The organism is Corynebacterium sp. HMSC036D03 (assembly GCF_001836185.1).
GTDB classification, from domain to species: Bacteria; Actinomycetota; Actinomycetes; order Mycobacteriales; family Mycobacteriaceae; genus Corynebacterium; species Corynebacterium simulans.
Genome location: NZ_KV827729.1, coordinates 220,928 through 243,290, shown reverse-complemented (window position 1 = coordinate 243,290; position 22,363 = coordinate 220,928). Strand labels below are relative to the sequence as shown.

Annotated in this window: 19 protein-coding genes; 12 read left to right on the top strand and 7 right to left on the bottom strand. The window is 58.6% G+C overall.

Features of this window, described 5'->3' with window-relative positions; genetic code table 11:
• Positions 1-26: 26 nt before the first annotated feature.
• Entirely contained in the window at positions 27-1,994 is a 1,968-nt protein-coding gene (locus tag HMPREF2692_RS04345) for a maltotransferase domain-containing protein (protein ID WP_061922015.1), read from the bottom strand.
• 91 nt (positions 1,995-2,085) lie between these two features.
• Here HMPREF2692_RS04345 and HMPREF2692_RS04340 point away from each other — a divergent pair, with 91 nt between their 5' ends.
• The 8 genes from HMPREF2692_RS04340 to HMPREF2692_RS04305 are packed head-to-tail and all read left to right on the top strand — an operon-like array spanning position 2,086 to position 11,278.
• Entirely contained in the window at positions 2,086-2,886 is an 801-nt protein-coding gene (locus HMPREF2692_RS04340; RefSeq protein ID WP_061922018.1) for an ABC transporter ATP-binding protein, read from the top strand.
• 12 nt (positions 2,887-2,898) lie between these two features.
• Entirely contained in the window at positions 2,899-3,726 is an 828-nt protein-coding gene (locus tag HMPREF2692_RS04335) for an NUDIX hydrolase (protein ID WP_061922022.1), read from the top strand.
• Positions 3,723-4,862, top strand: a complete 1,140-nt coding sequence (locus HMPREF2692_RS04330; protein WP_061922025.1) for a THUMP-like domain-containing protein — start codon at positions 3,723-3,725, stop codon at positions 4,860-4,862. Before HMPREF2692_RS04335 ends, HMPREF2692_RS04330 begins: the two co-directional genes overlap by 4 nt.
• Positions 4,863-4,886: 24 nt before the next feature.
• On the top strand, positions 4,887-5,663 hold the full coding sequence (locus HMPREF2692_RS04325) for an electron transfer flavoprotein subunit beta/FixA family protein (protein ID WP_070588122.1): 777 nt from the start codon (positions 4,887-4,889) through the stop codon (positions 5,661-5,663).
• A gap of 9 nt (positions 5,664-5,672) precedes the next feature.
• Entirely contained in the window at positions 5,673-6,614 is a 942-nt protein-coding gene (locus tag HMPREF2692_RS04320; RefSeq protein ID WP_062041104.1) for an electron transfer flavoprotein subunit alpha/FixB family protein, read from the top strand.
• Positions 6,614-7,723, top strand: coding sequence for a cysteine desulfurase family protein (locus HMPREF2692_RS04315; RefSeq protein WP_062041101.1), 1,110 nt, complete (start codon positions 6,614-6,616; stop codon positions 7,721-7,723). Before HMPREF2692_RS04320 ends, HMPREF2692_RS04315 begins: the two co-directional genes overlap by 1 nt.
• 59 nt (positions 7,724-7,782) lie before the next feature.
• On the top strand, positions 7,783-8,985 hold the full coding sequence (locus tag HMPREF2692_RS04310; RefSeq protein ID WP_070822884.1) for an alpha/beta hydrolase: 1,203 nt from the start codon (positions 7,783-7,785) through the stop codon (positions 8,983-8,985).
• Positions 8,978-11,278 carry a bifunctional lysylphosphatidylglycerol flippase/synthetase MprF gene (locus tag HMPREF2692_RS04305; protein ID WP_246823432.1) on the top strand — a complete coding sequence of 767 codons (2,301 nt, stop codon included), beginning with the start codon at positions 8,978-8,980 and terminating at the stop codon, positions 11,276-11,278. The genes HMPREF2692_RS04310 and HMPREF2692_RS04305 overlap by 8 nt, the downstream gene beginning before the upstream one ends.
• Here the strand turns inward: HMPREF2692_RS04305 and HMPREF2692_RS04300 are convergent.
• Positions 11,250-12,431: an HNH endonuclease signature motif containing protein gene (locus HMPREF2692_RS04300; RefSeq protein WP_070822879.1), complete on the bottom strand. Its 1,182-nt coding sequence runs from the start codon at positions 12,429-12,431 to the stop codon at positions 11,250-11,252. The two genes, HMPREF2692_RS04305 and HMPREF2692_RS04300, sit on opposite strands and share 29 nt — an antisense overlap.
• A gap of 194 nt (positions 12,432-12,625) precedes the next feature.
• Here HMPREF2692_RS04300 and HMPREF2692_RS04295 point away from each other — a divergent pair, with 194 nt between their 5' ends.
• Positions 12,626-13,726, top strand: a complete 1,101-nt coding sequence (locus HMPREF2692_RS04295; protein ID WP_083323812.1) for a glycoside hydrolase family 25 protein — start codon at positions 12,626-12,628, stop codon at positions 13,724-13,726.
• Here HMPREF2692_RS04295 and HMPREF2692_RS04290 read toward each other — a convergent pair.
• Positions 13,707-14,528, bottom strand: a complete 822-nt coding sequence (locus tag HMPREF2692_RS04290) for a spermidine synthase (RefSeq protein ID WP_070822873.1) — start codon at positions 14,526-14,528, stop codon at positions 13,707-13,709. The genes HMPREF2692_RS04295 and HMPREF2692_RS04290 overlap by 20 nt on opposite strands.
• Before the next feature lie 58 nt (positions 14,529-14,586).
• Between HMPREF2692_RS04290 and mnmA the strand changes: the two genes are divergently transcribed.
• Entirely contained in the window at positions 14,587-15,672 is a 1,086-nt protein-coding gene (gene mnmA / locus HMPREF2692_RS04285; RefSeq protein ID WP_070498346.1) for a tRNA 2-thiouridine(34) synthase MnmA, read from the top strand.
• Positions 15,672-16,583, top strand: a complete 912-nt coding sequence (locus HMPREF2692_RS04280) for a uroporphyrinogen decarboxylase/cobalamine-independent methonine synthase family protein (protein ID WP_083323811.1) — start codon at positions 15,672-15,674, stop codon at positions 16,581-16,583. Before mnmA ends, HMPREF2692_RS04280 begins: the two co-directional genes overlap by 1 nt.
• On the opposite strand, the gene HMPREF2692_RS04275 is transcribed toward HMPREF2692_RS04280, so the two are convergent.
• From HMPREF2692_RS04275 to HMPREF2692_RS04260, 4 genes are all read right to left on the bottom strand, one after another.
• Positions 16,584-17,714 carry an ATP-binding protein gene (locus tag HMPREF2692_RS04275; RefSeq protein ID WP_070822871.1) on the bottom strand — a complete coding sequence of 377 codons (1,131 nt, stop codon included), beginning with the start codon at positions 17,712-17,714 and terminating at the stop codon, positions 16,584-16,586.
• Between the two features lie 301 nt (positions 17,715-18,015).
• Complete coding sequence (locus HMPREF2692_RS04270; protein ID WP_246816205.1) at positions 18,016-19,026, bottom strand: serine hydrolase domain-containing protein; 1,011 nt, start codon at positions 19,024-19,026, stop codon at positions 18,016-18,018.
• On the bottom strand, positions 19,026-19,535 hold the full coding sequence (locus HMPREF2692_RS04265) for an ArsR/SmtB family transcription factor (RefSeq protein WP_070498351.1): 510 nt from the start codon (positions 19,533-19,535) through the stop codon (positions 19,026-19,028). Before HMPREF2692_RS04265 ends, HMPREF2692_RS04270 begins: the two co-directional genes overlap by 1 nt.
• A 38-nt stretch (positions 19,536-19,573) precedes the next feature.
• Positions 19,574-20,245, bottom strand: coding sequence for a 3'-5' exonuclease (locus HMPREF2692_RS04260; protein WP_070432866.1), 672 nt, complete (start codon positions 20,243-20,245; stop codon positions 19,574-19,576).
• Positions 20,246-20,299: 54 nt separating this feature from the next.
• Between HMPREF2692_RS04260 and ligA the strand changes: the two genes are divergently transcribed.
• On the top strand, positions 20,300-22,321 hold the full coding sequence (gene ligA, locus HMPREF2692_RS04255; protein WP_070822869.1) for an NAD-dependent DNA ligase LigA: 2,022 nt from the start codon (positions 20,300-20,302) through the stop codon (positions 22,319-22,321).
• The last annotated feature ends 42 nt before the right edge of the window (positions 22,322-22,363 follow it).

The following is a 22,363-nucleotide window of genomic DNA, read 5'->3' as shown; positions in this document are numbered from 1 at the left end:
GTTACCTAAATCGAAGGAGACAGGACTTAAGGTCGATAATCGTTGACGTCGCGCCAGGCAAGGCGGTCCAAGGAATGCGGGTCAGCCTGCGGCAGCACGAACAGATGGGCGACGTCGCGCATTGGTTCGAGTCGCACGAAGTTGCGGTTGGACCAGTTATAGGCGGCGCCGGTAATGGCATCGTGGACGGTGTAGACGTCACCGTCGGCTCTGCCGATCGCTTCCATTTCTACGGTAACGGTGGCTTCTTGGGCATTGCGCGGATCCAGGTTGATCACGGCCAGGATCACGTTGCCCGTCGCAGGATCTGCCTTGGAGTAGGCAATGATTTTTTCGTTATCGACGTCGTGGAATTTGAGGTTGCGCAGTTGCTGCAGCGCGGGGTTCTCACGGCGGATGAGATTGAGAAGGCGAATATAGGATTCCAGCGATGCGCCACGGGTAGCCGCCTCCTGGAAGTTGCGCGGGCGCAGCTCGTACTTCTCAGAGTCCATGTACTCCTCACTGCCCGGCGCCACGGCCTCGTGCTCATAAAGCTCATAGCCGGAGTACACGCCCCATAGCGGAGACAGAGTCGCGGCCAAAGCCGCGCGGATAGCGAACATGGCCCGCCCGCCGGTCTGCAAAGACTCGTGCAGGATGTCAGGCGTATTCACAAAGAGGTTGGGGCGGCAAATATCCGCCTGCTCCACGTGCATCTTGGCAAACTCGGTCAGCTCGCGCTTCGAGGTTTGCCAGGTGAAATAGGTATAGGACTGGGTAAAGCCTGCCTTCGCCAAGCCGAACAGCCGTGGCGCGCGGGTAAAGGCCTCCGCAAGGAAGATGACCTCCGGATGGGTCACGTGCACCTTGTCTATGAGCCAGGTCCAAAAGTTTGCCGGCTTGGTGTGCGGGTTATCCACGCGGAAGGTGGTTACGCCCGCCTCGATCCAGATCATCACGATGCGGAAGATCTCGTTGTAGATCGCGTCTGGGTCGTTGTCGAAGTTCAGGGGATAGATGTCCTGGTACTTTTTCGGCGGATTCTCCGCATAAGCGATGGTGCCGTCAGCCAAGACCGTGAAAAACTCTGGGTTCGTCTTGGCCCACGGATGATCCGGTGCGGCCTGGAGCGCCAGATCCAGCGCTACCTCGAGCCCCAGGTCCTGCGCGCGAGAAACCAGCTTTTTGAAATCGTCCATCGTGCCCAAGTCTGGGTGAGTGGTGGAATGATCTTGAATTGCCCACGGCGAGCCGACGTCGCCCGGTTCAGCCACCACCGAGTTGTTCTTGCCCTTGCGGTGAACCTTTCCGATGGGGTGAATCGGCGGGAAATACACTGTGTCGAAGCCCATGTCTGCGACTCGCTCCAACGCTTTGGCCGTGGTCTTGAAAGTGCCGTGGACTGGGTTGCCTTCTTCATCCCAACCGCCCGTAGAACGCGGGAAGAGCTCATACCAAGAGTTATAAAGCGCTTCTCGGCGCTCGACCAGTACCTCGTGGACCTCGCCTTCCACGAGCAAATCCCGCAAGGGGTGCGCATGCAGTTTCTTTGCCACGGCGTCGGAAAGCGCTGCCTCGACGCGCGAGGACAGGTCCAAAGACTCATTCGCTAGCGACTTAGCAACATCGGGCATTCCCGCCCGCTCAAAAAGCTCCGCGCCATGGAGGAGATCGTTGGAAAGCTCGGCGGCCGTCTGCCCCGCAGCCATCTTCTTTTCCACCGCATTGCGCCACGTTGCCATCGGGTCTGACCACGCATCGATACGGAAGAACCAGCGCCCACAGGTAAGCGGAGTAAACACACCATGCCTACGGTCAGGGTCAATTGGGTCTTGGTCCATGGTCACCGAGGAAACCGAAGGGGATTCGGTATTCCACACCGAAAGGGTTGCCGACACCGCATCATGGCCTTCCCGCCAGACCAACGCGGTTACCGGAACCACCTCATTAACCACGGCCTTAGTGGGAGAGAAGCTAGGACGGACATCATCGATGGCGAGGCGTGTAGTCATGCCCTTTAGAGTAGTGCAGCTGTGTCAGTTTCACCGGGCAACCAGAATTTCCGCAACAATATAGGACGTGAATGCTGTGAATAACGAAACAATGCCCGTAACTGACGAAGATTGGCTCATCGACTTCCGCGGCGTCGAGCTGCGCCGTGGCGGAAAAACCTTGGTGGGTCCAGTCGATTGGCAAGTAGAGCTCGACGAGCGTTGGGTCATCATCGGCCCAAACGGCGCCGGCAAGACCAGCTTGGTCCGCATTGCCTCTGCGGAAGAGTTTCCTTCTAAAGGAACTGCCTTTTTGATGGGCGAGCAGATCGGCAAGACCGACATGCGCGATCTGCGTGCCGCCATCGGCATTTCTTCCGCCGCAGTACAGCACCGCATTCCCGACGGCGAACGAGTCGACGACCTCGTTATCTCCGCCGGCTACGCAGTCCTGGGACGCTTCCGCGAGGAGTACCAAGACATGGACTTTAGCCGCGCCTTCGAAATCCTTGACCAGGTGGGCGCCCGCCACTTGGCCGAGCGCACCTGGGGAACCCTATCGGAGGGAGAAAAGAAGCGCGTCATCTTGGCACGTGCCCTTATGTCCAACCCTGAGCTACTCATCCTCGACGAGCCTTCCGCCGGCATGGACCTAGGAGGCCGCGAGGATCTCGTGGGCTACTTGGGCGAGCTGGCAATGGATGCCGATGCACCAGCAATCGTCATGATTACCCACCACGTCGAGGAAATCCCTTATGGATTTACCCATGCGATGATCCTCGATGAGGGTAAGGTCGTGGCGAAGGGACTAATCAATACGGTCCTTACCTCAGAAAACCTTACGCAGGCTTTCCACCAACCAATTCAGGTGGATCGAATCGGTGAACGTTACTTCGCTCGCCGCATACGCTAAACGGAACTTTGCATGACCCGACCCATTCACGAGCGCCTTGACGCGATCGACCACAGCGAAACCACCGGTTTTAACGGTGGACGCTTGGCCGCTACCGTCCTGCTGCTGCGCGACGGCCAAGAAGGGCTCGAGGTTTGGCTCCAGGAACGGGTCTCCACGATGCGCAATTACCCGGGGCACGCAGTGTTTCCGGGCGGGGGAGTAGACCCCCGCGATTTCCCGCCAAGAATGTGGAGTTCCGGCGATCTCTGGGCGGGCCGCTCCGTTATTTCCTTGGCCCGTCGCATGGGCGTTACCAAATACAAGACCCATGCCTTGGTCTTCGCCGCCATCCGAGAACTCTTCGAGGAATCCGGTACCTTGCTCGCCGTTCGCGATGACGGAATCGTCTCCGACGCCTCGCGCTATCACCGCGAACGCGTCATGCTGGAAACTCACGAGATTTCCTTTACCGAATTCCTCATGAACAACGGCATGCGCGCCGACGCCGACATGCTCATGCCGTGGTCTCGGTGGGCGGGCGAAGACTGCGGACAATGGTTCGATACCTTTTTCTTCATCGCCGTTCTACCGGAAGGCCAAGAGCCCGACGGCGATACCACGGAGGCAGACGACGCCGGATGGTTCCCGCCCCGCCTCGTCCTCGACGGGTGGCGCGCCGGGCTTGTCCGCTTGGCTCTTCCCACTTGGGCGCAAATGCTGCGCCTGAGCAATTACTCCACGGTGCGAGAAGCGCTTGACGACGCCTCTTTCTCCGACCTTCGCCCCATCATCGGCGACCCCGAGCACGACCCGCGCTACCGCGAATTCTTCAGCACTCAACCCGTAGACAGAATATGAGTTATACCCTCGCCGAGATCGACTTCTTAGTCCAGCACCAACCGGAGATAGCGGGCCTTGACCTTGAATTCAGCAAGGCTTCCCAATTAGGCGACGTCGCCAAGCTCCAGCAACAATTCGGTGAGCACGCCCGTGCCGTAGCCGAACTCATCAAAGCCCGAAACAGTAAAAAGCTGCCCAGCGACTGGCTTATGGACTCCGATTCCGTGCAGCAGGCCACCCCGCTCGAGGTAGCCAAACATCGTGCCGCTTTCTTGACAAGCCTGGGGGTCGAACTCGTCCACGATGTCACCTGTTCCATCGGTACCGAAGGGGCTGCGTGGGCTCCAGGAAAATATGTAGGCTCTGACCTCGACCGTTCGCGCATCAAGATGGCGCAGCACAACACCCCGCATCCCTTCTTCTGCGCAGACGCTTTGACGCAGAGCTCAACGGCACCCGTTATCATCGCCGATCCAGCGCGCCGAAGCGGCGGCAAACGCATTACCGATCCCGCAAAGCTCCTGCCGCCGTTGCCCGATCTTCTGGCGGCACACGAGTGCGAACTCGCCGTCAAGTGTGCCCCCGGCCTCGACTTTTCAGATTGGCAAGGTTTGGTATCCGTCGCCAGCGTCGACGGCAACGTCAAAGAGGCCTGCCTGTATACACCTGGTCTGGGCGTTGGCCGCAGCGCAGTCATGATCAAAGGTGGAAAGGCTGATGTTCTCTCCAGCACCGACTTCGACGAGGCCGACCTGCCCGAAGCCGGCGACATTGGCACCTACATCATGGACCCAGACGGCGCGGTTGTACGCGCGGGGCTTGTGCGCCACTACGCCAAGCGCGAAGGCCTCCATCAGCTGGACCCGCGCATCGCTTACCTGACAGGGCAACGCATCCCGGCAGGCACGTCCGGATTTGAATTCATCGAGGCGGTGCCAGTCAAGAAACTCAAAGCCGCACTGCAGTCACACGATGCTGGCTCCCTCGAGATACTGGTCCGCGGTCTAGACGTCGACCCCGATCAGCTGCGGAAGAAGCTTAAGCTCAAGGGAAGCCGTTCCATGGCCGTCATCATGACACGCATCGGAACTAAGGGAATCGCGTTGCTGTGCGGACCACGAGTAGTATCGTCCGAGGATAATTACGCAACATAAATCTATCGGAAAGGGAAGTGTCCAATGCCCGCAATCGTGGCTCTGGTCAAACACGTACCGGATACCTGGTCCACCAAGTCCCTCGAGGAAGACCACACCCTCGACCGCACGAGCGTCGACAACGTCATCGACGAGGTCAACGAGTATTCCGTCGAGCAGGCACTGCGCATCAAGGAAGCAAACCCAGACTTCCGCGTCGTCGCAGTGACCATGGGCCCTGCCGGCGCTGACGAAGCTTTGCGCAAGGCCCTCGCGATGGGCGCAGACGACGCAGTACACGTGCTTGACGACGCCCTTTCCGGCGCCGATGCACTCTCTACCGCCTGGACGCTCAACGCGGCCATCAACACCATCGAGGACGTCCAGATCATCACCCTGGGCAACTACTCCTCTGATGCTTCCACCGGCCTGCTGGCTGGCCTGCTCGCTGAGTACCGCCAGCTCCCGGCGATGACCGAGCTGAAGTCCCTCAGCCTTGAAGGCGGCGTGTTGCGCGGCGTGCGCGAGGACGCTCACGGCCACTGGGAGCTGGAGGCAACCCTGCCAGTCATCGCGACCTTCACCGATAAGGCCGATAAGCCGCGCTTCCCGAACTTCAAGGGACTCATGGCGGCCAAGAAGGCCGAGATCACCACCCTCGACGTGGCCTCCCTTGGCATCGATGCCGTGGCACCAACCACCACGGTGACAGCCGCCGCCCAGCGTCCTGCCCGCACCGCGGGTGAGGTCATCACCGAGCCGAATCCGCAGGAAGCCGCAAAGCAGATTGCCGACTTCCTCGCCGCGAAGAACCTTATCTAGGAGCCGAAAATGTCTCACGTATACGTACTTGTAGAGCACGAAGATAACGCCCTTAGCCCTGTTACCGGTGAGCTGATTACCGCAGCGCGTGCGTTGGGTACCGTTTCCGCAGTCGTCGTCGGCAAGCAAGCAGATGCCTTCGATTCCGAGCTGGCAGCCCTGGGCGCCGCACAGATCGTGCAGGCAAGCGCTGAAGACTATGAGCGCCGCATCATCCTGCCCGAGGTCGATGCCCTGCACGCCCTCGCCGCCGCGAACCCAGCCCCAATCGTGCTAGCTGCGACCCCGACCAACAACGAGATTGCCGGCCGCCTTTCCGCGCGTCTGGCTTCCGGTGCCCTCGTCAACGTCGACGAGATTAACGCCGACGGCTCCGCGCACTTGACCATCTTCGGCGGTTCCTACGAGACCACTGCTACAGCGTCTGGCGCGAGCCCGATCTACACCCTGCGCCCAGGCGCAGTCGCCGCGGATCCGCAGCCGGTGGCCGTCGCTCCGGCGCCGATGCCCCTGCCGGCCGCAACTGCCAAGGACGTCACCGTCACCTCCTTTACCCCGCATGAGAAGTCTGCTCGTCCGGAGCTGACTGCCGCGAAGGTAGTTGTCTCTGGTGGCCGCGGCGTCGACGACAACTTCTCCACCATCGTGGAACCGCTTGCCGACGCCCTCGGCGGCGCCGTCGGTGCCACCCGCGATGCAGTCGATCAGGGCTTCTACGACCCAGCACACCAGGTGGGCCAGACCGGCGTCACGGTTTCTCCGGATTTGTACATCGCGCTTGGCATCTCCGGTGCTATCCAGCACACCTCCGGCATGCAGACCTCCGGCACCATCGTCGTGGTTAACCAGGATCAGGACGAGCCTTTCTTCCAGATCGCTGACCTCGGCGTCGTCGGTGACGTCCATGAGATTTCCCCGGCTTTGGTCGCTGAGCTGGAGTCTCGCAAGTAATGTCGCACTACTTTGACTATGCGGCTACTCAGCCGATGCGCCAGGTGGCCATAGATGCGTGGGTGGCCGCCTCTGGCGCGGTAAACTCGGGCGCGCAGTATGCCTCGGGCCGAAAAGCCCGTTCCGTGCTTGACGACGCCCGCGAGAAAGTCGCGGAAATTCTTGGCTGCGAGCCGATCGAGGTTATCTTCACCTCTTCCGGCACCGAAGCCGACAACATCGCCATCCAAGGCTTGTACCGTCTGGGCACCACCAACCGCGTTGTCTCGACTCCTATTGAGCACCCAGCCGTGCGCGATAGCGTTGCCCAGCTGCCGGATGCACAGGTCGATCTTCTGCCCGTCGATCGTTATTCCCACGTCAGCGACTTCTCCGCACTAGATACGCCTGCCGACGTTGCCACCTGCATGTGGGCAAACAACGAGACCGGTGCCATCCAGCCAGTTGCCGAGATTGTGCGCCGCGCAAACTTAGTTGGCACGCCAGTTCACATCGATGCAGTTCAGGTCACAGGCAAGCTGCCCATCGACTTCCACGAGCTCGGTGCTACCACGCTCGCGGCGAGCGCCCACAAGTTCGGCGGCCCACGTGGCATCGGCTTGCTGCTTGCAAAACGCAGCCCAGCCCCGCAGCCCATCGCTTTCGGAGGCGGCCAGGAGCGCGGCATCCGCCCGGGCACCGTGGACGTCGCCAGTGCCTCTGCTCTTGCGGCAGCGCTCGAGGAGTCTGTTTCCGAGATCGATTCCGAGACCAAGCGCGTCGGTGCGCTGCGTGACCAACTGCGTGCCGGCATTCTCTCCAGCATCGACAACGTCATCCTCAATTGCGAGGAACCTATGTTGGCTTCGCACCTGCATGTGTCCTTCCCCGGCACCGATGGCGACAGCCTCATCATGTTGCTCGATTCCTTGGGCATCGAGGCCTCGACCGGCAGCGCCTGCCACTCGGGCGTCAACCGCATGTCGCACGTCCTTGAGGCGATGAATGTGTCCGACTCTGATGGAATCGGTTCGCTGCGTTTTACCCTTGGTAGGAACACAACGCCTGCCGACGTCGAGTACGTCCTGGCGCAGCTTCCCGACGTCGTCAAGCGCGCCCGCAGCGTATAAGTACCGACCTCCCAGGTACTTAACAGCCTATTTGGCCAGCGCAGGCCTATGATTTAGGAGTGAATTTCCTCCTTGGCCTGCCGCTGGCCGAACCCGTAAATGGGGCGATATATGCGGTCATCGTGGTTCTTTCCGCGATAGTTGTTGCATGGGCGCGCAAGATTGTGCCTGTTGTTTTGGCTTTGTTTATATCGGTTGGTGCCTGGTATTTCCTCCAGCATTGGGATATCCCTGCTCATGTCTTCGTCGCCTCTGGTATCTGCCTCGCCGCACTGCTGCGTAAGCCGAAACTTTCCACGACGCTCGCGGGCATCGCATCACTCGTTGCGGTCGTCGGGCTAGTCAACCTCGAGTACCAGACCTATTCCACGGTCGGTTCCCTCGATCCGCGCCCGGTGGCCCAAACTATTCCCGCCTCCGAACTAGCCTCGCATGCAGGCAACTCCGCCGTACTGGTACATCTCGACCTACCGAGCAAAGGATTCAAAGCCCGCGAAGCTATTGCCTATTTGCCGCCGGCCTATTGGAGCGGAAAGCGCCTGCCGGTGCTCGTATTGCTCCATGGCAATCCCGGTGGCCCAACCCAGTGGTTTGGATCTGGCGAAGCCGCACAGACCGCCGATGAATTTCAGAAGGCAAACGGGGGAGTATCGCCCATCGTCGTAGCAGTTGATGCCACCGGTTCTGAAACCGCCAACCCTGTTTGCGCGGACTCTCAATCCACCAAGGTAATGACCTATCTGACCAAAGACGTTCCAGCCCAGATCAAAAAGCAATTGCGCGTTGACGAAGACCAGTCGCATTGGACGCTCGGCGGCCTTTCCTACGGCGGTACCTGTACTTTGCAGGTCGCCACCAACCATCCCGAGGCCTTCGGAACTTATTTGGACTTCTCCGGTGAGGCGGAGCCGACCATCGGCAAGCATGCCGATACCGTCCAGAAGTTCTTTGGCGGAAACGAGCAAGCCTTCCAGGCGCAAAATCCGGCCTTCTTGCTGAAGAAAAATCGCTATCCCGGGCTCAGTGTCGTCTTCTTTGCAGGGGACAAGGACAAGCCCGCGATTGCTGCTCAAAACCAACTTGCTGAGCTCGTTCGCGGGGCAGGCGGAAAGACTTATGTCGGTGCTCTAAGCGGTGGCCACTCCTTCGGGGTGTGGCGCCCAGCACTGCGTCAATCCTTCGCTTTTGCTGCGCGCCGCGGGGGACTTACAGCCGTCCATGACCCATTCCGTGGAATCGAGGACAACGATGTTCATGCTTAAGCAATTTCCCGTAACTTTGCTCCTGATTGTGCTCATGTGGGTTCTCCACTTCGTGGACAATGATTGGGTTGAGGCAACCGGTTTGACCACCGTCACAATTGGCGGATCCGTCGTTGTAACTTTCTTCGCCATTCTTTTCGGTGGCCCTGCCGAGCGGGTCTTGGGCAGCAGGAAATACCTCGTAGTTGGCCTTTTCCTTCAGCTTCTTTCATTACCAATTGCCTTTTTCATCGCGCGAGGCATCGAAGTATCGGGCCTTAACCGATGGGGCGACGATCTCCTCAACAGCTACCTCTTTACACCAATCGGCTGGATTTTCGGCTCTGCGATGTATGCCTCCGCGAAGATGCCGCGCCTGTGGAAGCGCCGTTTTCGGGTTATCATCCTCGTTCTTGCGTTCACGAACGTCTTTTATGCCGGCTCGATGGCCGACATCTTGGGACTTACTGCCGCGGTATTCGGCCTCTTTTTAGGCCTGTGGCGTCATCCGCGGGAGACCGCAAAGCCCTCGTTGCGCGAGCGGCGCGTGCTCGTAGCTTTCATCCTCATCGCGGTTGCCATTAGCCCGGTGCTGGTTGCTATCAATCCAATCGCCGAAGGCCCATTTTCCCTCCTCACCGAGCTGATGTGGGGGCCTGCGCTTTCCGACGTCGCGGTTGAGGTTCTCTGCACCCTCGACGAAACGTCCAGGGACTGTATATCCGCGGCTGACGTCGCACGCATGCATGGTGTCGGTCCCTTGCTTGCCAACCTCATGCCGCTGCTTATCCAACTCGTATTATGTTTCGGGCTCGTGCGTGGCCGCCATGCTGCGTGGGTACTTTCGTGCCTCATCCAAGTTGCTTCCCTGGCCTTCCTGCTCGTTCAGCTGTGGGACCTAGACCAAGACGGTTTCTTCATCTACGGGCTTAACCTGTTTGAGGCCCTGTTGCCTTGGTTGTTCTGCCTCGCTGTACTCATGTACTCTCGCCGGCTCTTCCAAGTTCGTGAAGCGCCGCAGATTATTAAAAAGCGCGCGGCCTGGCTGGGTGGGGTATTCCTTATTTGTTCTGCCACCTGGTTGCTTTCTACCTTGTTGTTGAAGTCTGCCTTTGTGGGCGGGGCGTCGCTAAGTGCAGCGTTGGCGGAGTGGCCGTTGCGCTTCTTGCCTGTAGTAATAACGCTCGTCTCTCCCCATGAATTGGTGCCGGCAAGTGGATTTGGCTGGTTTGTTTATTCGTGGGTCGGCAACGTGTGGTGGCTGTGCGTTATTTGGGCGCTGTGGCGGTGCTTCTCCTCGCCCTCGGACCCGCAACGGGAATCGGACCGCTCGCGGGCACGGGAAATCCTGCAGCGCCGAACTGGCGATCACCTATCCTTCATGACCTTGTGGGAGGGGAACAGATATTTCTTCGCTGGCGATTCCTTCGTGGCATATCGCGCTTCCAATGGCGTTGCTTTGACATTAGGAGGACCGGTTGGCGATGACATCTCCCGCGAGTTCGAGGAGTTCGTCAAATCTCAGGGACTAACTCCTGCGTGGTATTCGGTGGCAAGCGATTTCGCGGTTTCTCATCCTGGATTGAAGCGGCTTCAGGTCGCGGACGAGGCGGTGTTGAGCTGTGAAAACACGGAGTTCAAGGGCAAGAAGTTCCAGAATATCCGCACTGCGCGAAATAAGGCAGCAAAAGAAGGCGTGACCACAGTGTGGACCACGTGGGATCAACTCGATGTTCCTGTTGCCGCCGCTTTGGTCACGCTGAGCGAAGAATGGGTCGGCGAGAAGGCCCTTCCAGAGATGGGCTTTACTCTGGGAGGTATCGACGAGATGCAGGTTTCAGGTACTCGTCTCCTTTTGGCTCTAGACGATGATGGTCTGGTGCACGGCATGACCAGCTGGCTGCCGGTGCGGCGAGATGGGCAGTTGGTGGGCTACACCCTCGATGTGATGCGCCGTAATGAGCGAGGTTTCAAAGGGGTCATGGAGCTGTTGATTTCTGAGGCGCTCGTTATCGCGGCGGGTGAGGGCTGTGAATGGATTTCGCTTTCGGGCGCTCCGTTGGCAGGGACGACCGAGAATCCTTCGACCTTAGATTCACTGCTGATGAAACTCGGCGAGCAGATGGAACCGCTTTACGGCTTTCGGTCTTTAGCCGCAAGCAAGCGCAAGTTCCAGCCGGAGGAGCACAAGTGGTTCCTGTGTTATGAGGATGAGCTATCCCTCCCAGCGATTGGCCTCGCGGTGGTCCATGCTTACCTTCCGAATCTGAAGGCCACCGAGGCGCTTAAGGCACTTCGTCATTCAAACACTTAGCGTGCGCCTCCCTTCGCCGGGATTCCATGGCTTGGGCAAAAGTTTGTACCCAGTTGCGCTTCTTGGGAGCTAGCGGGCCGGTCGGCTCGTCATACTCCCAGTGCCCATCGTCGAAGAGCCAGACGATGTCTCCGGTGAGCGGGTCCATGATGTAGTTGGCTCGGCCATCGGTCTTGATGTTGTGATGGTGCTGGCAGAGGCTAGCCAGATTCGAGCCTGCGGTCGGTCCGCCTTCGGCAAAGTTGATCCGGTGATCTTTCTGGCAGTGCTGCGCGGGCCTGTCACAGTGTGGCATGCGACAAGTGCCATCGCGGCCTTCAACGAAAGCGCCGATGGTGGAAGGTGTGGTGTAGCTAGGGCTCTCCGCGGTAGCGGCCTTGGTCATGTCACGTACGACCTTTGGCTCGAAGGAATCAGCGATCTCGGGGGAGACCCAGCCGGCACCCTGGATGAAAGCGGGTGCATTGGGAATATCCGAGGCGCGGTACATATTCAGGATGACGATGGTCTCGGAGTTAGCCTCTCCGCGGATGAGTTTTTCGAGCGCTTCTGCAGGAGTTATCTCCAGTTTCTCGGCGGTGTTCTTTATGCGTTGGTCGAGCTCATAGGCAGTTGCTGGTTCGTATTCGGCGCTAATGGCTTCTTTTCCACCGGGCACAGGGTAAGTGGAGTAAGAGTTGTTGGCTTCTTCCTCGCCCTTTTTAGGATCTATTTCTGGGGCGAGGAGTTTGATGAGGTCATGGATAAAGGTGCGGATGGCACGGCTAGAAGGCAAGACTTCTGCTGGGCTGGTGGGTGTGAAGAACTCACAAAGGGCTTCGTCGACGCGTTGGAGAATCTCGGGAGCGGGTGCGCCTAGCTTGTTAAGGGCGGAGTCGATAGTGCACAGGCGTGTCATATCGAGGAAGTAGGAATCGAGCTGCATCGTACGCAGGCGTGGAAGTTCGCGTAGGCGATAGAGCGCGAAGGCGATGTTTTTAGTTTTGGTTTTCCCAAGGCCGGTATGTGTGGCCAAACTATGGATAACTAGTTCGATGTCAGAATCGAGATCGGGGAGGTTATTTTCCCATTGTTCGAACTCGAGCTTACGGATGTTGCGGGCTGAGGTTGCTAATGTGCTGGAAGGGTCATTTACAAGGTAATATGCTTCCAATTTTCCATACCCCCGTTGGAATAAACTGCCTTGAAATCTTCATGCCCTCATTATATCCAGCCCACCGAACCCAATCAACAGAAAATCGAAAATATGTACGACTGATAAGGGACGGGAAAACTGGGCAAAAATAAAAGCAAAGATACGCGTGTTACTAAAGGGGATTGTGTTGTTTCGTCGGTACAGTAGCGCGCATGACTTCATCTAAGGGAATGCGCAAGGCTATCGTCGCCGTTGTTGGTTCTGTGGCGCTTGCTGTCGCAGGCACGATGACAGCCGGCGCCTGGACCTCCGGTGCGACCACGGGTATCGATATTGCAAACCATCAGCACCCGGGCGGGGCTCCGATCAACTGGGGCGAAGTAAAGTCCGACGGCCAGTCCTTTGCGTTCGTTAAGGCGACCGAGGGCTCCGACTGGACGAATCCCCACTTCATCACCGACTCGAACGCTGCCGCAGCGAGCGGTCTGAAGGTTGGTGCTTACCACTACGCGCGCCCGGCGTCGTCAGCCACGCGTCAGGCTGCACACTTCGCTGCACAGCTTGCGCTGGTTCCGAATCAAACGCTGCCGCCCGTGCTTGATATTGAGGTTGATGAAGGTCTTTCTTCGGCACAGCTCGAGCAGTGGATCCGTGATTTCACCACGGAGCTGCGCACGCTAACCGGCCGTACCCCGATGATCTATACCTATAAGTACTTCTGGATGGGGCAGATGGGGAACACCACGGAGTTCTCCGACATGCCGCTATGGCTCGCGGCCTACCAGGATGAGGCGCCGGATCCAGTCGGTGGCTGGAATAAGATTTCCTTCTGGCAGCGCTCCGGCTCTGGCCGCGTTAACGGCATCACTGGTCCGGTCGATATGAACGTCTTCAATGGTAGCGAGGGCCAGCTGGATTCCTTCAGCAACGGCAACTACCTGGACATCGGTGGCATCCTTGAGGGACTTGTGCTTGGCGACGACGCGCCAGACCTGAGCTCCAACAGCGCACCGCTGATCGGCGCGATCCTCGCATTGGCAGCAGGTATCATTGCGAGCCCGCAGCTTATCGATGCCGCGCAGCAGGCAGGTTTGGACGGAAACGCAGCACGTGTATTTACCGACTTTGTCAAGCAGCTAACCCAGAACGGTAACCTGCCGATTGAGGACCTGGTTGGCATGGCCTCCGGTGACTTCACCGTCGGTGACCTTGCAATCCTTCTAGACAACGCCGGCCACGTTGCCACCGCCAACGGTGCCAACCCGAACCAGGTCGAGCAAGCACAGGACGCTGTTAATCAGCTCGCGCAGTAGCGCCTTGCATGAAGTTAATGGTCCACGCCTCGTCCTTATAGTGGGCGGGGACAGCGCCAGATAGCAGTGATTTTGCCAGTTGTGCGGCTTCCACGGAGCCGGCAGCTGGCATTTCGCGATCTGAGGCGAGAAGAACGATGTTGCCGTAACGCCGTCCCTTGAGCATCGGGGGATCCGCGATTACGGCCACGTGCTCGAATACCTCCTTCATTCCGGCCAATTCCGACTTTGCGATTTTGAGATCTCGGTGATCTCCGCAATTGGCAACGTAGAGTCCTCCAGGCACCAAGGCGCGGTGGACCGATTGAAAGAACTCGCGGGTAGTAAGCGGATGTGGGGTCTTGTCGCCAGCGAAGACATCGCGAATAATGACGTCGCGGCTAGCGGGTGCGAAGCCATCGGTGACCGCGCGAGCTTCGCCGGCGCGGATTTTGACGGTGGGGGAACGAGGGACGTCGAAAAGCGTGCGCACTAATTCGCCGAGCTTGGCATCGAGTTCCACTACGGTATGGCGGGACTTGGGCCAAATGCTGGCGAAATAGCGAGGGAGCGAGCAGCCTGCACCACCCAGATGTGTCATGCGAAGGGCATCGGGTGCTACTGGCAGAAGCGTTTCGACTGCGGCGGCAATCCAGCGCATGTATTCAAACTCGAGGATTTCCGGTGCGCCCAACACGATGTGGCTTGAAGGTACTCCATTGACCATAAGTGTGTATCCGCTATCGTGGTACTCGTCCGCCACCACCTCCGCGGTGCCCGTAGAAATTTCGTAGGTGCCAACGAGATCGTCCTTTTTGCGCATGCATTTAAGCTTAATGGGTTGGAAGAGTAAGCTTGGCCGCCGAAGAAAAGGAGTTTAAGTGCGAGTTCTCGTAGCGATGTCAGGCGGAGTCGATTCCTCTGTGGCCGCGGCCCGCGCCGTGGAAGCAGGCCACGATGTGGTGGGAGTGCATTTGGCACTGCATAAAGACGCACAACAAACCCGCGAAAAGGCCAGGGGTTGCTGTTCCTTGGAGGACTCTGCAGACGCGCGTCGCATCTGTGACAAGCTGGGTATTCCTTTCTACGTTTGGGATTTTTCCGAGCAGTTTAAGGAAGAGGTCATCGGGGACTTCGTGGATTCTTATGCCCGCGGCGAGACTCCGAATCCGTGCCTGCGCTGCAACGAGAAGATCAAGTTTCGCGCGCTACTCCAAAAAGGTATGGCGTTGGGCTTCGATGCCGTAGCAACGGGCCATTACGCCACGCTTGACGACGCTGGCTATATGCGCCGTTCCAAGGATGAAAACAAGGATCAGTCCTATGTTTTGGGCGTTATTTCCGCGGAGGAACTAGAGCATTGTTATTTCCCGATCGGCGATACCCCAAAGCCGCAGATTCGCGAGGAAGCGGCGCGGCATGGCTTTTCCACGGCCAAAAAGCCTGACTCCTATGACATCTGCTTTATTCCGGATGGCAATACGCAGGCATTTTTGGGCTCGCGGATCGGGCTGCGTCCCGGCATGATCGTGGACCAGGAGGGCCAGGAGCTCAAGCAACATGATGGTGCGTGGAACTACACCATCGGTCAGCGCAAGGGCCTTGACATCAAGGAACCGACGGCGGATGGTCGCCCGCGCTATGTCACCGACATTGATGCAGCGAGTGGCACCGTGACCGTGGGTTCGCGCGAGGATTTGGCGGTGACGAGCATTCAGGCAGATCGCTTGAAGTATCTGCACCCGGCCATGGACGGCGCGCTGGAGTGCGAGGTTCAGGTTCGCGCGCACGGGTCGGTTGTGCCTTGCAAGGCGTTTGTGGACCGCGAGGGCGACAAGATGACGCTGGAGCTAAAAGAACCGCTCTCCGGTGTTGCACGCGGCCAGGCCGCAGTGCTGTACCTGCCAAGCCCCGATGAGCTGGGGGATATCGTCCTCGGTTCCGGCACCATCTGCGGGACGGCATAGTGACGGGATTTTCGCTGGGTCCGATGCATGGGGTTTCCATGACGGAGGCCGCCGACATCGTGATGGGCGAGTCTGGACATCTGCCGGCGATTCCGCAGCTTCCCGAGCGCGGGCTCGGTGCGGATGCCGTGGGTTCTACGGCCGCGCTTTTAGAAGCGATCAACGTTGACCGCGGCCCACGCGCGTGGCAGATGACCCAGCGCCCACAGCTGATGATGCGACGCACCTGGGATCTGTGGGAGCGTGATTTGGACGCCATCCAAGAGGCATGGGGCGAGTCTGTCCCCGTATTTAAGATGCAGGTTTTGGGGCCGTGGAGCTTAGCAGCGGCGGTAGAGCTTGCGAATGGACACCGCGTGCTTTCCGACGCCGGTGCTACCCGCGATCTGCATGAAGCCCTGCAGATGGGCATCGGGGAGCACGTGAAGAAGCTGGTGCGTCGCTTCCACGGTGAGGTGCGGGTGCAGGTGGACGAGCCTTTACTTGGCGACGTCCTCGCCGGCAAGGTTCCCGGCACCACCGACTTTGACGAGATTCGCGCGGTCCCAGCGGAAGTTGCTCGGGAGAAGCTAAAGGAGCTGGGCGCGGAGTACCTAGTCGCGGGGCCGCATTGGGAAGTAGCGGGCGCGGCGAAGACTTTTGTGACTGATTCTGCAGGACTGGGCACCGCGCAAAACATCGATGGACTTGGCGAGTTCTTAAGCGAAGGCAAGCGAATCGGTTTCGCAATTGCAGGCGTCGATGCGCGGGCAGAAGCCGTGGCTGTGGCCCGGCACTTTGACCGCATGGGAATGCCACGGCAGCTCCTGGTGGATGCGGTGGACGTGGTGCCAAGGGAGGCGTCGGCAAGCACGCTGCGCTCGGCTGTGGAGACGGCGGGCATGTTGGTGCGCGACGCCGGTGATCTCTAGCTAGTCGACCCTGCCGAGCTTGTCGGTGGAGTTGAAGAAGCACTCCATGTAGGGGATGACGAATTGCAGCTCGCCGTGGGCGGCGGGCTCGATGAGGTCGGCGTCGATAAGCCTTTGGCGCGTTGCCGAAAGCGAGCGGACCGTGCGGCCTTGGCTTTCTGCAATCTCCGTAATCGTGGCGATGCCATCAACGGAAGCGCTAGACATCGAGTCAAGGAACTGGCGCTGAGCAGGAGGCAGCGAGGACGCGGCGGGCAAATGCACTTGGGTGCACAGGATGGAAATGGCTTCGTCGGCAATGCTGTCTACGTCGGAACCTTCAATCTGGGTCTCATTGCGGACGTTTGCGCGCTCCCAAGCCAAGGAACCCACCAGCTGCACGAGGTATGGGTAGCCCTTCGACAGCTCGACGGCCTTGCTGATGGCCTCCGATGAGAAATTAAGGCCCGAGTCAGCTGCGGTGGCAGTAAAGGCTTCGGTGGCGTTGCCTGCAGAAAGCGGACCCAGAACGAATCTTTGGGCACGGCGCAAGAAAGTAACGCCGGGGAGATCGAGTAGGCGGTTGACGCCTTGCGGCAATCCAGCGGCGACAAAGGAAATGTCGAGCTCATCGCGCAGGAGATCCTGGTAGGCCACTGCGATAGAAGTGAGGTCTTCTACTGAGGCGTCTTGCACTTCGTCGATGCTGAGCAGAATTCCGACTCCTGAGAGTTCGGCGAGGAGATCGCGGAGGCGGGTATTTAGCGTGGGCTTATAAGGCTCATCCGTGTTGTGCTCCAGGCCGATTGAGCCGACCCCGCCGATGCCGATGCGGTTGATTTTCCGCTTATCTCGGGGCGCGAGTTGCTCGATCAACCGCGGAATGGTGGTCTCGACGAGTTCCTCGACCATGTTGGTGCGCCCAGAAGCTCGAATGCATATCCAGCCTTGTGCTTTCGCAGAATCCTCCAGTTCATTGAGCAGAACTGTCTTTCCGATACCGCGTGCACCGCTGACGATCATCGTGCGAGCGGAGGCGCCGGCTGGGGACTGCAGGGCATTGCGGAATGCATCGAGCACAGCAGTACGGCCCACCCAATAAAGAGGCGGGACTCCGAAGGTGGGGCGGGAAGGATTACTGCGGGTGCTCATAGACGGCAAGGCTACCTCAAACAAGGAGATTTGGGAGATTTGGGAGACTTTTTGGCGGCCGGAGATTTGGGAGACTTTCCGTGAAAGGCCACCTTTCCAGCATAAAGTGCCGTCATGGCTACCAAAGCGTACCACCAGAACACGCTGAGATCGGAGTTCCAAGGCAGGGTTCGCCCGAGGAAAGCAACGACAATGCAGGTTATGCAAACGTCGACTATGCGATTTGTGGATACTGTTTTAGTTCTCACGAGGTGCCACGCAATGTTCAGCAGAAGACCGATAATTACTACAAGTGAAAACATCAATCTAGCTCCCCAAAAATAGTGCGTGCGAGTTCTTCAGTGCCCTTCTCAGTGTCGTTTGAGACGAAGGCTACTTTTGAACTCTGCGGATCGATGATGAGCATTGTCGAATATCCGTAAGTGCCTCCGTTGTGCCAGTAACCAGCGGGAACTGGGGCCTCGTTTTCTTGCCAGCCATGCTGGAAGTCGCCTTGTACGATGAGCCAATTGGCGAACAAGCTCATGTCTTTGGGTGTTGACCGAATACCGCCGGCGGCGCCACTTGCTGGAAATTCCCAGGGTTGAGCCTTTTCTCCGCGACTGGTGTAGCCATGCGGGGCATCGGAAGGAACGCTGCCTGGGGTCATGAGGTAAGTCTCGTGCATTCCAATCGGTGCAAAGATTTTCTCTTGCAGCAGTTGTTCGAAAGGCTTACCGGAAGCCTCTTCCAAGATGAGCCCGAGAAGTCCGTAGCCGAGGTTGGAATAATTCTCTTCGCCGCGACCTGCGAGGTCGGAGGAAGTGGCGGCATCGATGAGTTGCTCTTTAGTTTCTTTCGCGTAGGGGTTGCCTCCTGTGAGCATGGTGGAGATTCCGGTAAAGGGATTAGTTGCAGCGAGTCTTGGTAGCCCTGATGTGTGCTCCATTAGCTCTTCGATGCGCACATCGCTGATAGGGGAATCGCCGGTATCAAGAAACTGACCAACCCTAGCGTCGTATTTGAGGTTGCCTTCAGAGACCTCTTGGCGGATGAGTTCCGCGGTGAACATCTTGGTTACCGAACCGATTTCGACTTCGGTGTGCTCATCGGCGCCAAGGCCTGCGAAGGAGACCTTGCCGTTCGACAGCGTAAAGGCCGTCAGATTGTGGTGTCCGCGCTGCGCATTGTCACGCAGCTTCTGGGCTAGGTCGGTCGAGCCAGTGGCCTCGGTTGCCAGGGCAATGCGGTGAGGGCCTACCAGGACAAGGCCGGATGCCACGAGAACAGTGACCAGGAATCCGATTGCGAGTTTGCCAATGGAAAAGTTCATTAGTGCGCCTCCGCCGCCGTGATGATTGTCATGAGGGGGATGACGCGGGTCGGCCGGATTTCGAAGGTGCCGGACTTGGATTTGGCGATCCACCCGGCGCTGCTGAGTTCGTTGAGGTGGTGATAGGTGGTTCCTGTGGAGCTAACCAGGCCCTCCTGTACAAGGTCGTTGGCGCTGGCGGGCGCACACAGGAGGCGACGCAGGATCTCCGCGCGGGTGGGATGTGCGATGGCGGTAAGACGTTTGATGTTTTCTTCCCAAGACTCGTCGGTGACGAATTGGGTGGGGCGCTGCCATTGGTATTTGTACTCGCGATTGCCGATGGTGACGTCGCCGCCAAAGATGACGGAGCCGTCGGGAATGCCGGGCCCTTCTTCGAGGGCCTCGACGAGCCAGTAGCGGGAATCGGATTGTGCTTCTACATGAGTATTGCCTTCAAGAGTGGCGACTCGCTGTTCAAGAGATGCGAGTCGCTGCTCAAGAAGGTTCGAAGAGGTACTGGAATTCACATTTCTAGAATTCCAGAATTTTAAAAAATCTGCAATGTTTAGCTAATCATCGGCCACGCAGTGGAGACGTCGCTTGCGTCCTTACCTTGACCTTCCAAGTACTTCTTGAAGGATTCACGGTCCTTGTACCACTCGACGGCCTGGTACTCCATGAGCTCGTCGGTGTTCATTTGTGAAAGCTCGGGGTAACGCTGGCGGACCTGCATCCACGCGATGCGGGCTGCGGCGAGTGCGTCCGAGGTCGCCTCGTGAGCGTTTTCGAGGGTGACGCCGTAGTGTGCGGAAACGTCGCCAAGCGTGCGCTTGCCCTTGCGCCACTTGTCCTTGACGCGATCAACCACGAAAGGATCGAAAACAGGGCCGGTGACGGTGAAATCACCGGTGAGCGCGCGCAGGACGGAGAGATCGTATGCGGCGTTGTAGACGATGAGGGTGAGGCCATCTTCCCACGCCTGCTTGATGGAGCGGACGGTCTCTTCGAGGACTTCGTCATGCGGTTGGCCCTCGGCGCGGGCCTTCTCAGTGGTGATGCCGTGGACCTTTGCAGCGGCCTCAGGGATTTCTACGCCTGGGTCGGCGAGCATTTCGCGTTTGTCCACTTCACGGCCATCAATACGGACCAATGCGGAGGTGACGATTCGTGCTTCTTTTGGGTTTACGGAGGTGGTCTCGAGGTCGAAGGAGAGCATGCGGCTGGCGTCGAAGTTCATGTGGAACACTCTAGCGCTTCGGCCAGACATGGAGTCTGGCTAGACTGTTTCACTGTGACTAATCCAGTAGATATCCAACGCGAATGGTCCGAACTAGCGCAGGAAGTGCGCAAGCACCGAGAGCTTTATTACAACGGTGAACCCGCGATTCCAGATGCAGATTTCGACAAGCTTTTCCAAAAGCTTCTGCAGCTAGAGGCAGAGCATCCGGAGTTGGCGGTTCCGGATTCTCCGACCCAGCAGGTCGGCGCGACCCCAGCCGAGGGCGCGGATATTGAGCACTTGGAGCGCCTCTACAGCTTGGACAATGTCTTCGATGAGACAGAGATGCAGGATTGGCTCAATAGGACTCCGGCGAAGTCCTATCTGACTGAGCTGAAGATTGACGGACTTTCCATCGATTTGGTTTACCGCGGCGGCAAGCTTGTTACGGCTGCAACGCGTGGCGACGGCCGCATCGGCGAGGATATCACTGCGAATGCGCGGGTTATTCCGGATATCCCGCATGAACTCAGCGGCAGCGATGAATATCCCGTTCCGGAGCTGGTGGAAATCCGCGGTGAGGTCTACATGCGCCCGGACGAGTTTGAGGAGATTAACGCGGCACGCCGCGAAGACGGCAAGCCGACGTTTGCCAATCCGCGCAATGCAGCGGCAGGTGGCTTGCGCATGAAGGATCCGAATGAGGTGAAGAAGCGTCGCCTGCACATGGTCTGCCATGGCATCGGTGCCCGTGAGGGCTTTGAGCCGACCTCCCAGCATGATGCGTACAAGGCGCTGGAGGCTTGGGGGCTGCCGGTTTCGCCATATACAAAGAAGGTTAGCTCGGCTGCAGCCGTGCAAAAGGAAGTGAAGTATTGGGCGGAGCATCGCCATGATGCTTACTTCGAGATGGATGGTCTCGTGGTCAAGGTTGATGACTTGGCTTCACAAAGGGCGCTGGGCGCGACGTCGCGTGCGCCGCGCTGGGCCATCGCGTACAAGTACCCGCCGGAGGAAGTGACCACGAAGCTGCTGGACATCGAGGTCGGCGTGGGACGTACCGGCAGGATTACGCCGTTTGCAGTGATGGAACCGGTATTCGTGTCTGGTTCGACGGTGTCGAAGGCAACCTTGCACAACCAGTTCGAGGTCAAGAACAAGGGTGTGATGATTGGCGATACCATCGTCATCCGCAAGGCCGGCGAGATCATCCCTGAGGTGCTGGGGCCCGTTCTTGAACTGCGCGACGATAGCGTGCATGAGTGGGTCTTCCCAGAGAATTGTCCTTCTTGCGGCACCAAGCTGGCACCGCAAAAAGACGGCGATCAAGACTGGCGTTGCCCGAATACGCGCAGCTGCCCGGCGCAGCTTTCCGCCCGCCTGGAGTATTTGGCTTCCCGCAAAGGCATGGACATTGAGGCCTTGGGCGAAAAGGCCGCGGTGGATCTCATCGAGTCGGGCGTGCTTGTCGACGAAGCGGAACTCTTCGATTTGGATGAGGAAAAGCTGCTGCAGTCTTCTGCCTATACGACTAAGGCTGGAAAGCTCAATGCGCAAGGCAAAAAGCTGTTGAAGAACTTGGAAAGCGCGCGGCAGGCTGACTTTTGGCGCGTGCTGGTGAGCCTTTCGATCCGCCACGTTGGGCCGATTGCTGCGCGTGCATTGGCGACGCGTTTCGGTTCGATGGAGGCGCTGCGCGCGGCGTCGGAAAGCGAATTGGCGGACACCGATGGTGTGGGCGGGATTATCGCGGCGTCGTTTAAGGCGTGGTTCGAAATCGACTGGCACCGCAACATCGTGGAAAAGTGGGCGAATGCTGGCGTGACCATGGAAGATACGGTCACCGAAAAACTAGAGCAGACGCTCGAGGGGCTTACCATCGTCGTGACCGGCACCCTGGAGGACTTCTCCCGCGACTCGGCGAAGGAGGCCATCATCGCAAGGGGAGGAAAGGCTTCTGGCTCGGTGTCTAAGAAAACGGATTACGTCGTGGTTGGTGAGAACGCCGGCTCGAAGGAAACGAAGGCGAGGGATTTGGGCCTGACCATCTTGGATGAGGAGGGCTTTAAGGAGCTGCTGGAAGCTGGGGCGTAAACCACTTTACGTTTTGTAAGGTGGTTGTTACTCTGATGAATG

Bases quoted from the DNA above. Each gene is read 5' to 3' on its own strand.
- HMPREF2692_RS04345 (WP_061922015.1), bottom strand. From the start codon at position 1,994: ATGACTACACGCCTCGCCATCGATGATGTCCGTCCTAGCTTCTCTCCC.
- HMPREF2692_RS04340 (WP_061922018.1), top strand. From the start codon at position 2,086: ATGCCCGTAACTGACGAAGATTGGCTCATCGACTTCCGCGGCGTCGAG.
- HMPREF2692_RS04335 (WP_061922022.1), top strand. From the start codon at position 2,899: ATGACCCGACCCATTCACGAGCGCCTTGACGCGATCGACCACAGCGAA.
- HMPREF2692_RS04330 (WP_061922025.1), top strand. From the start codon at position 3,723: ATGAGTTATACCCTCGCCGAGATCGACTTCTTAGTCCAGCACCAACCG.
- HMPREF2692_RS04325 (WP_070588122.1), top strand. From the start codon at position 4,887: ATGCCCGCAATCGTGGCTCTGGTCAAACACGTACCGGATACCTGGTCC.
- HMPREF2692_RS04320 (WP_062041104.1), top strand. From the start codon at position 5,673: ATGTCTCACGTATACGTACTTGTAGAGCACGAAGATAACGCCCTTAGC.
- HMPREF2692_RS04315 (WP_062041101.1), top strand. From the start codon at position 6,614: ATGTCGCACTACTTTGACTATGCGGCTACTCAGCCGATGCGCCAGGTG.
- HMPREF2692_RS04305 (WP_246823432.1), top strand. From the start codon at position 8,978: ATGCTTAAGCAATTTCCCGTAACTTTGCTCCTGATTGTGCTCATGTGG.
- HMPREF2692_RS04295 (WP_083323812.1), top strand. From the start codon at position 12,626: ATGACTTCATCTAAGGGAATGCGCAAGGCTATCGTCGCCGTTGTTGGT.
- HMPREF2692_RS04290 (WP_070822873.1), bottom strand. From the start codon at position 14,528: ATGCGCAAAAAGGACGATCTCGTTGGCACCTACGAAATTTCTACGGGC.
- HMPREF2692_RS04275 (WP_070822871.1), bottom strand. From the start codon at position 17,714: ATGAGCACCCGCAGTAATCCTTCCCGCCCCACCTTCGGAGTCCCGCCT.
- HMPREF2692_RS04270 (WP_246816205.1), bottom strand. From the start codon at position 19,026: ATGAACTTTTCCATTGGCAAACTCGCAATCGGATTCCTGGTCACTGTT.
- HMPREF2692_RS04260 (WP_070432866.1), bottom strand. From the start codon at position 20,245: ATGAACTTCGACGCCAGCCGCATGCTCTCCTTCGACCTCGAGACCACC.